We start from the raw sequence: 13,673 nt of genomic DNA, 5'->3' as shown, positions 1-13,673 counted from the left end.
AGTCAGAAATGAGCCAGGAACTCGAAGTATTGACGGGCAGATTGCATGGACTCACCGCCGCGATCAGCGTGATCGCCGCCGCGCTGCCGCAGAGCGCATCCATCGATGTTCAGGAGACGCTGCGCGACATGATCGGCGAGACCGCCAGCGCGGACTTGCCGCCGGCCGCGCTCACGTCGATGCACGCGACCCTCACGCACGTGATCGACTCGATGGAAATCGGCCTGCGCCGGTAATCCATGCGGCTTCAGGCGTGACTCAGGCCGCCCGCGGCGCTCGGGCGGTCTTCGCGGCCTTCGGTGCCTTCACCGTTTTCTTCGCGCGGCTCGTCGTTTCCGGCTTGGCCGCTGCGCTCGCCTGCGCCTCCAGCCCGCCGACGATGAAGCTCGTCAACTGCTCCAGCGTCTCCTTCGCGTCCCACGGATCGCATGCGCCCTTGGCCAGCATGTCGAGCCGGTGCGTATCCGAGAACGCGTACAGATAGGCGCCGATCATCGCGGTCACGCGCCAGTAGAGGTCTTTCGCGGGCAAGCCGGGCAGTGCGGCGCGCAGTGCGTCGACGTAGGCGTCGGTGGAGTCGCCATAGGCCGTGCTGCGCAGGCTGTAGGAGATGTCGGGCGGCTCGGTATGCAGGCGCGCCTGCAGCCGGATGAACGCGCGGCCGCCGTCGGACTGGCGCAACGCGACGAGCGGCTGCAAGAACGCCCGCACGATGTCACGCACGTTCGGCTTCGCGCCGCTATCGCCCAGCGCGCGCAGCAGACTGACCCGCTCTTCCGACACCAGCGTCGCGCGACGCAGGAAGACCTGCTCGAACAACTGCTGCTTGGTGCCGAAGTAATACGTGATCAGCGCCTGCGTGACACCGCACGACGCCGCCACTTCCTTGAGCGACGTGCCCGCATAGCCGCGCTGCGAGAAATCGACTTCGGCGGCGTCGAGGATGTTCTCGCGCTGATTCACGTTGCCCGCCGGACGGCCGAGCCGTTTGCGCCTGGCCGAATCTCCGTGTGCGTGAGCGTGGGTAGTCTGGTCTTTCGTCATGCGTGGCCGTGCTGCGTTGAATGGAAGGCCGCCCGATGCATGCGGCTGCGGTCGCCGCATATTTTACGGTCGTTCAACCGCATGTCCGCAATTTCCTGCAGCCGTCACTTCGCCACGCGTTCGCCGTTGCATTTATTTATACGGCCATATAATATTGGTCGCGCATCCACACGGATTTACTTTTCGAGAAGGACGAGACCATGAGCAGAACACTTCGCGTCGGCGTGATCGGCGGCGGAATCGGCGGCATCGCTCTCACGGGCGCGCTTGCGCAGCAAGGCATCGACGTGCGGCTTTTCGAGCGCGCGAGCGCATTCGGCGAGGTCGGCGCGGGCATCCAGATGACGCCCAACGCGGTGAAGGTGCTGCAGGCGCTCGGCCTCGGCGACGCACTGCGCGACGTGGCCTTCGTGCCGCAGGCGATCGTCGGCCGCAACTGGGAGACGGCGCGCGAGAACTTTCGCACGCCGCTCGCGGCCGTCTGCCCCGCTCTCTACGGCGCGCCGTTTTATCACGTGCATCGCGCGGACCTGCATCGCATTCTGACTTCGCTCGTGCCTCCCGGTGCCGCGCGTCTTTCCACCGGCTGTGTCGACGTGCGTCAGGACAAGGCCGGCGCGGTCGCCCTGTTCGACGACGGCAGCGAATTCGAAGCCGATCTGATCGTCGGCGCGGATGGCGTGCGCTCGATCGTGCGCAGCAAGCTGTTCGGCGACGAGGCGCCGCGTTTCACCGGCAACATGTGTTTTCGCGCAGTCGTGCCGTTCGACGAGATGCCCGACTTCGTGAGCCCGGACTCTTCCTTCTGGCTCGGGCCGAACGCGCACGTCGTGACCTACTTCGTGCGTCGCGGCAAGGCGGTCAACATCGTCGCGGTCGCGGAAACGGAGAAGTGGGTCGAGGAATCGTGGAATGCCGCGAGCAGCCGCGAGGAGCTGCTCGCGACCTTCGAAGGCTGGCATCCGAACCTGATCCGCCTTTTCGAGCGCGCCGATTCGGTCTTCAAATGGGGCCTTTTCGATCGCGATCCGATGCAAACCTGGTCACGCGGCAACGTCACCCTGCTCGGCGACGCCGCGCATCCGATGCTGCCGTTTCTTTCGCAAGGCGCGGCGATGGCGATCGAAGACGGGTTCGTGCTGGCGCGTTCGCTGAAGGCGCACGGCAGCGATATCGCGAATGCATTGCGCGACTACGAAGCCGAGCGCCTGCCGCGCACGAGCCGCGTGCAGCTCGAGTCGCGCGAACGGGGCCGCACGTATCACTTGCCGAGCGCGTTCGCGCAACGCAAGCGCGATCTCATCTACAAGTTCAAGTCGTATCTGAATCCGCAGGCATCGGGCATTCAGGCGAACTGGGTCTATGCGTACAACGCGACCGACTTCGCACCGCGCACGCTCACCGCCGCCTGATCACATCAAGAGGTTATTCGACATGTCCGCAAAGATTTATCGCATCGGCCAGATCGTCCCGAGTTCGAACACGACGATGGAAACCGAAATTCCCGCCATGCTGACGGCGCGCCAAGGCATCGAGCCGGAGCGCTTCACGTTTCATTCGAGCCGCATGCGGATGAAGAAGGTCGTCAAGGAAGAACTCGCGCAGATGGATGCGGAGTCCGACCGCTGCGCTGTCGAGCTTTCCGATGCCCGCGTTGACGTGCTCGGCTACGCGTGCCTCGTCGCGATCATGGCGATGGGACGCGGCTATCACCGGGCGTCGCAGCAACGCTTGCAGGCGCACACCGCCGCGAATGGCGCAGATGCGCCGGTCGTCACCAGCGCGGGCGCGCTCGTCGATGCCCTCAAGGTGATGAAGGCGAAGCGCGTGGTCGTCGTCGCGCCGTACATGAAGCCGCTCACGGAGCTCGTGGTCGATTACATCCAGCATGAAGGGTTCGAAGTGATCGACTATCGTGCGCTCGAGATTCCCGACAATCTGGAAGTCGCGCGCCATGATCCGCGCAATCTGCCGGACATCGTGAAGTCCCTGAAGTATCAGGACGCGGATGCCATCGTGCTGTCGGCCTGCGTGCAGATGCCGTCGCTGTCCGTCGTGCCGATGGTGGAAGCGATGACCGGCAAGCCGGTCGTGACCGCGGCCATCGCGACCACCTATGCGATGTTGCGCCAGCTCGACCTGCGGCCCGTCGTGCCCGGCGCCGGCGCGCTGCTTTCAGGCGCTTACTGAACGAGGACGCATCGATGCAATCGACGTATCTCTACGGCGCGAATGTCAACGCGAACGGCATCCGCCAGCACTACCTGCGCTATGGCGGCGCGAGCGGCCCGCGCAGCGGGCGCGATGCGGTCGTCATCGTGCCGGGCATCACGAGTCCCGCAGTCACGTGGGGCTTCGTCGGCGAACGATTCGGCAGGCATTTCGATACCTATGTACTCGATGTGCGCGGCCGTGGCCTGTCGAGCGCATCGCCCGAACTGGACTACAGCCTCGATGCGCAAGCCGGCGACCTGCTTGCCTTCATCGACGCAATCGGCCTTGCGCGCGCGAGCGTGCTCGGCCACTCGATGGGCGCGCGCATCGCACTGCGCGCGGCGTCGCGCACGCAAGGCGACACGATCGCACGGCTTGCGCTTGTCGATCCGCCCGTGTCGGGTCCGGGAAGACGCGCGTATCCATCGGCATTGCCGTGGTATGTGGATTCGATCGCGCTTGCACGTGAAGGTCTCGATATCGAAGGCATGCGCCGCTTCTGCCCGACGTGGACCGACGAGCAATTGCGCCTGCGCGCCGAATGGCTGCATACCTGCGACGAACGCGCCATCCGCGCGAGCTTCGAAGGCTTCCATGCTGACGACGTTCACGCCGACATGCCGCATGTGAACCAGCCCGCGCTGCTGATGGCGGCGGGCCGCGGCGACGTCATCCGCAGCGGGGACATCGACGAGATCCGCGGCCTGCTGCCGCAGGTCGAAGTCGTAAAGGTGCCGGACGCCGGCCACATGATTCCGTGGGACGACGAGGAAAGTTTCTATCGCGCGTTCGGTTCGTTCTTCGGCGCAGCGCTCGACTAATCCATCGCACATCATCATGCCAATCAGCGACTACCAACTTGTCGAAGCCTGGAAGCAGGTGCTTGCGCTTTCGCGGCTCGAGCCCGGCCAGAGCGTGACCATCCTGACCGGCGCGGCGACCCATCCGCAAACGCTCGCCTGTGCGTTGATCGCGACGCAGTCGATGGGCGCGGTCGTCAACCGCCTCGACCTGCCGCCCGTCAACGGCGAAAAGGCGCTCTCGCGGGACGCCCTCGCCTATCTCGGCGAGACGCCCCTCACGGGCAACCGCGCGGCCATCGCCGCACTGAAGGCGAGCGATCTCGTGCTCGATCTGATGACGCTGCTTTTCTCGCCCGAACAGCACGACATCCTGGCGTCCGGCACGAAGATCCTTCTCGCCGTGGAGCCGCCCGAAGTGCTCGTGCGCATGACGCCGACGCCGGGTGACCGCACGCGCGTGCTCGCTGCGGCGAAGCGGATCGAAGCGTCGCGCGAAATGCGCGTGACATCGGAAGCCGGCACCGACCTGCGCTGTCCGATGGGCGAATTTCCGGCCATCGCCGAATACGGTTTCGTCGATGAACCCGGCCGCTGGGATCACTGGCCGAGCGGCTTCGCGCTGACGTTTCCGAACGAAGGCGGCGCCAACGGGCGCATCGTGATCGATCGCGGCGACATTCTCCTGCCCCAGAAGCGCTATTGCACGGAGCCGATCGTGCTGACGGTCGAAGCCGGTTATGCGCGCAGGATCGAGGGCGGCGTCGATGCGGACCTGCTGCGCGAATACATGGAGACGTTCGACGATCCGGAAGCCTACGCGATCTCGCATATCGGCTGGGGTCTGCAAAAGCGCGCGCACTGGTCCACGCTCGGGCTGTACGACCGCGAAGCGACACTGGGCATGGACGCGCGCGCGTTCGACGGCAATTTCCTGTTCTCCCTCGGGCCGAACAACGAAGGCGGCGGCGCACGCACGACCGCCTGTCATATCGACATTCCGTTGCGACGCTGCACCGTCTCGCTCGATGGCGTGGACGTCGTGCGCGATGGCAAAACCGTGGAGGATGCACAATGAGCGATACCGTCTACGCACGTCAGGGCTTCGGACAAACGCTTGAAATCAAAGGCCCGGTCGGGCTTCTCGTCATCGACTTTGTGAATGGCTTCGCCGATCCGGCCGTGTTCGGCGGCGGCAACATTGCCGAAGCGATCGCGAACACCGTGCCGCTGCTCGCGGCGGCGCGCGAGATGAAGTGGCCGGTGGCGCATAGCCGCATCGTCTATGCAGACGATGATTCGGATACCAACGTGTTCTCGCTGAAAGTGCCGGGCATGCTGACGCTCAAGGAAGACACGCCGGCGAGCGCAATCGTGCCGCAGCTTGCGCCCGTGCATGGCGAGCTGGTCGTGAGGAAGAACGTGCCGTCGGCGTTCTTCGGGACATCGCTCGCCGCGTGGCTTTCGATGCGTGGCGTGTCCACGCTCGTGGTCGCGGGATGCGTTACCAGCGGCTGCGTGCGCGCAAGCGTCGTCGATGCGATGCAGTACGGGTTTCGTCCTGTGGTGTTGTCGGACTGCGTGGGGGATCGCGCGCTCGAACCGCATGAGGCGAATCTCTTCGACATGCGGCAGAAGTATGCTGCGGTGATGACGTCGGCGGAACTCATGGCGCATCTTCGGTAAAGGCGTGACTGCGGCGAGTGAATGCGCCGCTTCATCGCTCGCCTTAGCATCGATGTCAGCTTCGCCTGCCTGTGACCCGGAATGCCGGCGATCCACGCAGAGAGCCGGCTTCATCGGCCAGGCAATGCGCTAGAACCGATACGCGGCCGACGCCATCCCGTTGACATCGAGCCGCCGCTGCGTGATCGGGCTACCGGCAGCCGACCGTTCCAGGCGACCGAACACCGCCGAAACGTTCGCGGACCAGTGCGAATCGATCTCATAGGTGGCGCTTGCATTCACGTGCACATCGCGCAGGCCGGATCGCGTCGCATATTGCGGCAGTCCCGATGCGGCGCTCTCCTGCGCGCTCACGCCGAAGAACGTTCTCGTGTACTCCGCGCTGCCCCAGGTGATTCCCGGTCCCATCGACAGGAGCAACTTGCCGAGCGGTGCGGACACGAAGAAGTCCGCCATCGCGGTCGTACCCTGGCCCGTTCCGGCGATGTCCTGGTACACCGCTGCGGCCCCCGTGAACGCCCACCATGTGTAGTCGGCAAAGAGCCGCAACTTCGGCCCGTAATGAACGTCGGGCAAGCCTTTGAGACGCGCATCGTCGGATGCGCTTCGTGACTGGAAATCGAAACTCAGCGACGTGCCTACGTGATAGTTCTCGCCACGAAGCACGTTGATGCCGAGCACATCCGGTCCCTGAGAGAAGATGCGGTCCCGCCAGGCGATGTCCTGTGCGGGCAGCGGGAAAAGCTTGAGCCTGGAAGAGCCGGGATACGCGGGAAACACGTAGAGCCCCGGCCCCGCTGACACTGTCCAGTCGCCAGGCGATTGCGGCTCAGCGGCGCGGATGCTGCTGGCGCTCGAGAGCAAGGCCAGCACAAGCACCGCGCGCGATGTGAGCGAACGCCTCATGCTCGTCTGGCGATCGAAGCCAGATGCCGCAGCCGACGCGCCAGCGCGCGGGATACGACAGGCGTGGGATTGTCGGCGGAAGCACAGGCAGCCGCGCTCTCCCGCAAGAAGAGCGCGCACTCGCGCGCCACGACTTCGCGCTCGTTGTCGGAAGAGATCATGTGATAGGAATCGTCGAGCCAGATGGTTCGAAGGAATGACGCTCCGATATTGGCTTCCACGAACTGCGCGTTGTGCGGGCTCGATGTCTCGTCGTCGATTGCATGGATGATGAGGCAATCGCTCGAGATTTCCTTCGTTATCCTTCTGAGCAACGATGCAAGACGGCTCGCTTCGTGAAGCGCGGGCATCGAGATGGACGCAGGCCCGACTTCGCTGATGCCGGTCTTTTGCATCGCACGGGCAATCTTCGAGCGCAAGGCTTCGTTCTTGAGGCCGTAAGGCTCGTGTTCACGATACCTGTACCGCGAGCGCATCGGCGTGTAGTAGAGCCAGTCCAGCAAGAAGCGATACCACGGAATGGCCCAGCCGTCGTAGTGAAGCGTGATCGAAAGCAGAAGCAACGCGCGAGCGTCGGGCCGCTGGTGCGCCACGGCTGCAGCAAGCGTGGCCCCCATCGAAAGGCCGCATATCGACACATGCCGATAGCGCGCGGCGAGCGCGTCGAATTCGGCTACCGCTGCGCTGATCCATTGTTCCATCGGTGTGTGCCCGGTGCCCGCGCTGTAACCGGGAAGTTCCGGTGTGTGCGTAGCGAAGCCCTCGTCGCCAAGAAAGCGGGCGATGAAGCGCAATTCGAGCGGCGAACTCGAAAGCCCGTGCAAGAGAAGAACGGCGTGATCGCCGCTTGGTGCTGTTTTGAAATCGGGCTGCATTACGCTCGCTCTTCCACGCGCAGAATCAGAAAGTCGCCAGGCGGCGTAGTGAATCGTTCACAGATGCATTCGGCCGGACGCCAGTCGTGCCCATCCGCACGCAGGCGCATCCGATGTCGCCCGGGAAGCAGTCGATCGGTCACGCGAGCGAGGTCTTCCCGATGAATCCGTGCGTGTCCTGGGCCATACACGACGCCCGCGCTGAAGGAACCGATGTCGATCGGTGAATCGGAAACTGCGGGCGACGATGCCGTAACCAGGCCACCTTGCGTGACGCTGGCTGTCGCATCGAGCGCCTTGATGAGGATGAGCGAGCGGTTGTATTGGGCGATGTGATGCAGCAGGCGATGCATCTCATCGGTGGACCGTTGCGCCAGCAGCCGCTCGTTGTCGTGACGAAGCAGCATTTCATAGCGCGACTGCGCGACTGCGGCGAGCAGTTTCGCGCGATACTGCGCGCGCTTGAGCCTCTCCACCAGCGTAATGAATAACGCCGTAATGAGTGGGTACGAAACCAGCAAAACGATATCGGACTGGTCGATGAAATCGATGCGTCCATACGGCGGAACAAAAAGATAATCCGCGATGCACAATCCAGCCAGCATCACGCAGACGGCGGGCGCGAGGCCGCAGTAGTACTGCACGAGCACGGCGGCGATCAGAAAAGCCGTGCCGGGCATGACCGGGCCGAGCACCGGGTGCAATAGCGCCCGCACGACAGCAGCGGTGACGAGCGCGGCTGCCGCGATCATCCATCGCCTGACACCACGAGGCGCCCAGCGCCGGGAATTGTTGACTCGCATTGAGTTGAATAGAGCGATTGCTCCTAAAGAAATCAGCGTGCTGCAGCGGCCGGCGAGCTTCAGAGAGGCGAACGTGACCCTGAAGGCCTCTGGAGGCACACGCTATTGCACGTTTGCTTAAGGCCCGCTTATGACTCGCCTTTAGGCGACGCGCTTGCCGGTCGATGCACACTGCGTGGCAGTGCACCGCTTTCTTTAAGATTTCAATGCTTTCGGTTAGCAAGAGGGGTTGCGATTGTCCGGGAAGTCAATCGAGCGACAAATGGCTGAATTCCGAAAGTTTCGAGATCTCTTAAACCTCTTCCGCTTAGGCAGTCAGGCGACGGCCACGCCAGAGGATCTTCGTAAGCGACGGATGCGTGCGTGCGGACGACGGGGAGCGAAATTTCGCGGTCGTCGTCCGCGACGCGCGAGATGATGCGACGAATCCTCGACAGCAGTGGTCGAAGGTCATCGAGAGGCGCTTGCTGCGACTCACAGAACCGCAGCAAGCGCGAATGTCGCTAGACGAGCGGACAGCGCCTGACAGCCACGCGCACGCCGCTCGTTTGCATCAACCGGCTTGCCTGCCCGAATAGACCGGGAAGCGGCGCGTCAACTCGGCAACGGCCTGCCTGACGCGATCCAGCGTGCCCTGATCTTCCGGCGCTTCGAGCACATCCGCAATCAGATTGCCGACGATCTCCGCCTCTTTCGTGCCAAAGCCGCGCGTGGTCATCGCGGGCGAGCCCAGACGCACGCCGCTCGTGACGAAGGGCTTTTCCGGGTCGTTCGGAATCGCGTTCTTGTTGACCGTGATGTGCGCGTTGCCGAGCGCCGCTTCCGCTGCCTTGCCGGTGATCTTCTTCGCGCGCAGATCGACGAGCATGACGTGGCTTTCGGTGCGGCCCGACACGATGCGCAGGCCACGCTTGACCAGCGTTTCGGCCAGCACGCGCGCATTGTCGATCACGGCTTGCTGATACGTCCTGAACTCGGGCGCGAGCGCTTCCCTGAACGCGACGGCCTTCGCCGCGATGACGTGCATCAGCGGACCGCCCTGAATGCCGGGGAAAATCGCCGAATTGATCTGCTTCTCGAACTCGGCCTTCATCAGAATGACGCCGCCGCGCGGGCCGCGCAGGCTCTTGTGCGTGGTCGTCGTGACGAAGTCCGCGTGCGGCACCGGGTTCGGATAGAGCCCCGCGGCAACCAGACCGGCGTAGTGCGCCATATCGACCATGAAGTACGCGCCGACGCTCTTCGCGATCTGCGACAGCCGCTCGAAGTCGATGCGCAGCGCAAACGCCGACGCGCCCGCCACGATCAGCTTCGGCTTGTGTTCCCTGGCGAGCGCTTCGGTCTTTTCATAGTCGATGTCTTCGGCTTCGTTCAGACCGTAGCTCACCACGTTGAACCACTTGCCCGACATGTTGACGGGCGATCCGTGCGTCAGGTGACCGCCTTCGGCGAGGCTCATGCCCATGATGGTGTCGCCGGGCTTGAGCATCGCGAAGAACACGCCCTGGTTCGCCTGCGAGCCGGAGTTCGGCTGCACGTTCGCGGCTTGCGCGCCGAACAGTTGCTTCACGCGGTCGATCGCCAGCTGCTCGACGATATCCACGTACTCGCAACCGCCGTAATAGCGCTTGCCCGGATAGCCTTCGGCGTACTTGTTCGTGAGTTGGGAGCCCTGCGCGGCCATCACGGCGGGCGAGGTGTAGTTTTCCGACGCGATCAGTTCGATGTGATCTTCCTGGCGGCGGTTTTCTTCTTCGATGGCGGCCCAGAGTTCAGGGTTGACGCGCGAAACTGTACTAGACGAATAATCAAACATGGACGGCTCCGATGAAGTGGCCATTGAACGTGAAAAGCAACCTTTGCCGAGCTTGTTGACGCGCGCGCAATCGCAGGAAACCGGCGTTGCACTGACGCCAGGCATCGTCGAATCATGCCGTGGCGCGCATGGCCCGGACTAGGACGTTTTCGCCAACCTTCTTGGATGGAATCGCCACCGCGCCGAAACGCGGCCTCGGTTATCCGATCTCGCTCGCCCTCTTCGGACGCGCCTGCAAGATCGGCTGCGACTGACCGCAAGCGCGCTTCCAGTCGAGCAAGATCACTCATTCGCAAAGCAAGGGCTTAGCGCCATACGATCCGCGTCAGCGTTGTGACGTGTCGCCTGGTGCGTCGTCTGCGGGACTCTTGTTGGTCGAACGCAGCTCATCGCGCGCTTGTTGCGCGAGCGATTCGTAATGCTTTCGAAACTTGGTGAGTTCTTTCTGGTCGAGTTCCTCGAGATCGAGAAGCGCATTATGAGCGTTGTCCAGCGCCCGAATGATCTCGTCGAGCTTTATCTGCATTGCTGCGGTGTCGCGATTCTGCGTGTTCTGGATAAGAAACACCATCAGGAACGTGACGATGGTGGTCGACGTATTGATGACGAGCTGCCATGTGTCGCTGAAATGAAAAAGCGGACCGGATATGCCCCATACGACCACTAATCCGACAGCGATTACAAACGTCGATGCGCGGCCGGCCACTTGCGCGAGCATGTTAGAGAACTTGAGAAACCAGGAGGTCTTCATGCGGCGTCCCCACGTTGTCGGATAGAAAAAGCGGATCAGTGCCCCGGCCCATTTTGCTCGACACAGCCTAATACGAGCCTACTGTTTGCGTCGATTCCGGCGCTTAGCGTCGCCGTGTGCGATTCGGTGCTGCTACAGCGCCACTCGGCTTGCAGATCGCTCTGGCAGGACTGCGCCGAGTAGCCGATGTTCCGTCGCTCCGGCATGTACTCGCATGCGTCGCGGCCATCGCATTGACGCACGAAGTCGCCCGTTGCGTTGCCGGCCGGTGCGCCGCAGTTCCCGCCGTACGTCGCCGATATGACCGTGATCGTCCGGGCAGCCGCATGGGAAGCGCACGTCAGCATGAAGATTGCGGCCAGGACGCGAGCACGTCGGCGCCGTGCTGATTGCGCAGTCGCCTGACTGTCGTTCATGGCGTCCTCCTACGCTGACACGTCTCTTCGATATTAGCTCGCAACGGGTCCGATTACTTCTGGCGTTTTGCGCAAGACATCCGGAGGATAGGTCATTTCCTCAAGCGAACGACGCGCCGATACTCGCACTCATTCGATCGCTTCATATTTCGAAAGGACGCTTGAAAATGGATATCACCGCCGCGCAAGCCTTGTCATCCGCAAGACCGGTTATCGCACTGCATTGCTCCGGCTCCGGAGCCGCTCAATGGCGAAAGCTCGGCGAGGCGATCGGTTCGCGCCACGCGTTCGTCGCGCCCGAGCATTACGGCTGCCAGAGCACGGGACCCTGGAGTGGAGAGCGCGCATTCACGCTGGCCGACGAAGCCGCGCGAACCGTCGGCATCATCGACGCGTCATCGGGCAAGGTTCACCTCGTGGGACACTCGTATGGCGGTGGCGTCGCATTGCGCGCGGCGCTCGAAAGACCCGGGCGCATCGCGAGTCTGACGCTGTACGAGCCATCGGCGTTTCATCTGTTGAAGACGATGGGCGCGCATGGAACGCATGCGCTCGCAGAAATCATTGCGATCTCGAAGCGCACCGCCGATGGCATCAGTTGTGGCGACTATCGCGGTGCGGCGGCTTCGTTCGTGGATTACTGGGGCGGCCCCGGCGCATGGGAAGCGTTGCGGCCCTCGGTGCAGGCAGCGCTTACACGCTGGGCTCCGAAGGCGCCGCTCGACTTTCGTGCGCTGCTCGAAGAACGCACGCCCGCCAGTGCATACACCGCGTTGCGCGTTCCCGCACTCATCATGCGCGGACAGCACGCGCCTGTTCCGACGCGTGCGATCGCGGAGCGCCTGCGCGTGCTGCTGCCTGCGGCACGCCTCGCGGTGATACCGGGCGCGGGACACATGGGGCCTGTGACGCACGCCGACGAGGTCAATGCGGCCATCGTGCGGCATATCGCCGAAGCCGATGCGACGATTCGGTCCAAGGAAGCTGTTGCGATGTCCACCGAAGCGCTTTGAGCCGCCTCGGCGGACTCATCGGCCTAGATACCGTGCGCCTTCAATCGCGATGCGTACCAGCCGACGAACTGGTTCACATACGTCTCGGTGGTCGGCGAGTACGGCCCCGGAATGTAGCCGGGGTCCTGCGCGCCGCGATGATTGATCGCCACCAGGCTCGCATCCTGCGCGTTCGTCGCGACCCATACTTCGGTCAGCTTCGTCACGTCGTAGTTGACGCCCTCGACTGCATCGGCATGAACGAGCCACTTCGTGCGAACCAGCGTTTTCTCCGGCGTGAGCGGGATGATGTAGGTGATCATCGCGTGATCGCTCATTACGTGCGACCACGAGTTGTGGGTCCACATATGCGTGTCGCCCAGATCACGGCGAGTCAGATTGCCGAGCAGTTTGCGACACGCGACCCTGGTATCCATGGTCTGCGACTCGCCATTGCCCCCGATGATGAGCCGCTGCGTGCGGAAATGGGTGGCGACGTCGCCGCCGAGTTCTTCCACGGGTGAGCAGATATAGCCCTCGCCCTCCCAGTTGTTCTGGCTTGCAGCGTTGAGCTCGTTGTACGCATCGAGCGCCTTTCTTCCTTCTTCGTCCATGTCGTCCGCGCTTGCACCGGTGGACTCGGGAACGAACGACAAGGTCAGCTCCGGATGCCCCGCTTCGCAGTGATAGCACTCGCGATTGTTCTCCATCACGAGCTTCCAGTTGCCGTCCTCGATGATCTCCGACTCGAACGCAATCTTCGTATTCTGCAAGTCGTAAGGCGCAAAGCGAGGCGTCATTGTTTCTTCGAGCTTCGCAATGTCGGCCGGCGGCTCTTTCGCGAGGCACACGAAGACATGCGTGCCGACAACCTTGAGATGCACCGGCAGCAGGTTGCGACACGTCGCGTCGAAGTCCTTGCCCATGTGCTTCGCGTGGCGCAGGCTGCCGTCGAGGTCATACGTCCACTGATGATATGGACAGACCAGCATGCCGACCGTTGACTTGCCCGCTTCTTTCAGCCGCGCGCCGCGATGGCGGCATACATTGCGATAGGCACGAATGTTCTCGTCGTCATCGCGCACGATGATGACCGATGCCTTGCCGATATCGATGACCGAGACGTCGCCCGGCTCCGGAACATCCGCCGTCACGCCGGCCACGATCCAGTGCTTGTGGAAGAAAATATTGACGTCGGTTTCATACACGTCCGGTCGGCTAAACACCTCTCCCGGCAATCCGCAACCCGGCTCGCGGCTCCGAACGAGTTCACCAAGGGGCTTCAACACGAACTCAGACATCGTCATCTCCAACGTTAAGGGGCCAGCGGGACTTCGAATGTTCCCGCATTGGCGCCAGTATTGGATTAG

Annotated in this window: 15 protein-coding genes; 7 read left to right on the top strand and 8 right to left on the bottom strand. The window is 63.0% G+C overall.

The genetic code is table 11. The features are described from left to right. Positions 1 to 8: 8 nt before the first annotated feature. A complete protein-coding gene (locus P9255_RS01270) occupies positions 9 to 236 on the top strand; it encodes a hypothetical protein (RefSeq protein WP_309768479.1) in 228 nt (75 codons plus the stop codon). A 22-nt stretch (positions 237 to 258) separates the two neighbouring features. Here P9255_RS01270 and P9255_RS01265 read toward each other — a convergent pair whose 3' ends face one another. Beyond that, positions 259 to 1,044, bottom strand: coding sequence for a TetR/AcrR family transcriptional regulator (locus P9255_RS01265; RefSeq protein WP_309768478.1), 786 nt, complete (start codon positions 1,042 to 1,044; stop codon positions 259 to 261). Between the two features lie 200 nt (positions 1,045 to 1,244). Between P9255_RS01265 and P9255_RS01260 the strand changes: the two genes are divergently transcribed. From P9255_RS01260 to P9255_RS01240, 5 genes are read left to right on the top strand one after another with little or no spacing between them, the layout of a single operon-like run. Continuing rightward, positions 1,245 to 2,456: an FAD-dependent monooxygenase gene (locus P9255_RS01260; RefSeq protein WP_309768477.1), complete on the top strand. Its 1,212-nt coding sequence runs from the start codon at positions 1,245 to 1,247 to the stop codon at positions 2,454 to 2,456. A gap of 22 nt (positions 2,457 to 2,478) precedes the next feature. Then, positions 2,479 to 3,234, top strand: coding sequence for an Asp/Glu racemase (locus tag P9255_RS01255; RefSeq protein WP_309768476.1), 756 nt, complete (start codon positions 2,479 to 2,481; stop codon positions 3,232 to 3,234). A 14-nt stretch (positions 3,235 to 3,248) separates the two neighbouring features. Continuing rightward, positions 3,249 to 4,079: an alpha/beta hydrolase gene (locus P9255_RS01250; RefSeq protein ID WP_309768475.1), complete on the top strand. Its 831-nt coding sequence runs from the start codon at positions 3,249 to 3,251 to the stop codon at positions 4,077 to 4,079. Between the two features lie 16 nt (positions 4,080 to 4,095). Further along, entirely contained in the window at positions 4,096 to 5,136 is a 1,041-nt protein-coding gene (locus tag P9255_RS01245; protein WP_309768474.1) for a 2,5-dihydroxypyridine 5,6-dioxygenase, read from the top strand. Continuing rightward, positions 5,133 to 5,744 (top strand): N-carbamoylsarcosine amidohydrolase, encoded by a 612-nt coding sequence (locus tag P9255_RS01240; RefSeq protein ID WP_309768473.1) that lies wholly within the window; start codon positions 5,133 to 5,135, stop codon positions 5,742 to 5,744. The genes P9255_RS01245 and P9255_RS01240 overlap by 4 nt, the downstream gene beginning before the upstream one ends. 129 nt (positions 5,745 to 5,873) lie before the next feature. Here the strand turns inward: P9255_RS01240 and P9255_RS01235 are convergent, their stop codons facing one another. The 6 genes from P9255_RS01235 to P9255_RS01210 all read right to left on the bottom strand — a co-directional run bounded on the left by P9255_RS01235 (position 5,874) and on the right by P9255_RS01210 (position 11,311). Continuing rightward, on the bottom strand, positions 5,874 to 6,650 hold the full coding sequence (locus tag P9255_RS01235; protein ID WP_309768472.1) for a MipA/OmpV family protein: 777 nt from the start codon (positions 6,648 to 6,650) through the stop codon (positions 5,874 to 5,876). Beyond that, entirely contained in the window at positions 6,647 to 7,525 is an 879-nt protein-coding gene (locus tag P9255_RS01230) for an alpha/beta fold hydrolase (protein WP_309768471.1), read from the bottom strand. Before P9255_RS01230 ends, P9255_RS01235 begins: the two co-directional genes overlap by 4 nt. Beyond that, positions 7,525 to 8,328, bottom strand: a complete 804-nt coding sequence (locus P9255_RS01225; RefSeq protein ID WP_309789056.1) for a DUF4118 domain-containing protein — start codon at positions 8,326 to 8,328, stop codon at positions 7,525 to 7,527. Before P9255_RS01225 ends, P9255_RS01230 begins: the two co-directional genes overlap by 1 nt. A gap of 553 nt (positions 8,329 to 8,881) precedes the next feature. Next, positions 8,882 to 10,144, bottom strand: coding sequence for a serine hydroxymethyltransferase (gene glyA / locus P9255_RS01220; protein WP_309789055.1), 1,263 nt, complete (start codon positions 10,142 to 10,144; stop codon positions 8,882 to 8,884). 325 nt (positions 10,145 to 10,469) lie between these two features. Continuing rightward, entirely contained in the window at positions 10,470 to 10,895 is a 426-nt protein-coding gene (locus tag P9255_RS01215) for a low affinity iron permease family protein (protein WP_309768468.1), read from the bottom strand. A 35-nt stretch (positions 10,896 to 10,930) separates the two neighbouring features. After that, positions 10,931 to 11,311: a hypothetical protein gene (locus P9255_RS01210; protein ID WP_309768467.1), complete on the bottom strand. Its 381-nt coding sequence runs from the start codon at positions 11,309 to 11,311 to the stop codon at positions 10,931 to 10,933. Positions 11,312 to 11,478: 167 nt separating this feature from the next. On the opposite strand from P9255_RS01210, the gene P9255_RS01205 reads away from it, so the two are divergent. Then, positions 11,479 to 12,324 carry an alpha/beta fold hydrolase gene (locus tag P9255_RS01205; RefSeq protein WP_309768466.1) on the top strand — a complete coding sequence of 282 codons (846 nt, stop codon included), beginning with the start codon at positions 11,479 to 11,481 and terminating at the stop codon, positions 12,322 to 12,324. A 23-nt stretch (positions 12,325 to 12,347) separates the two neighbouring features. Here P9255_RS01205 and P9255_RS01200 read toward each other — a convergent pair whose 3' ends face one another. Beyond that, entirely contained in the window at positions 12,348 to 13,604 is a 1,257-nt protein-coding gene (locus P9255_RS01200) for an aromatic ring-hydroxylating dioxygenase subunit alpha (RefSeq protein ID WP_309789054.1), read from the bottom strand. Positions 13,605 to 13,673: the final 69 nt, after the last annotated feature.

The sequence above is a fragment of the Caballeronia sp. LZ019 genome (assembly GCF_031450825.1).
Taxonomy (GTDB): domain Bacteria; phylum Pseudomonadota; class Gammaproteobacteria; order Burkholderiales; family Burkholderiaceae; genus Caballeronia.
The sequence above is the reverse complement of the archived record's forward strand: the minus strand, read 5'-3'. Positions and strand labels throughout refer to the sequence as shown.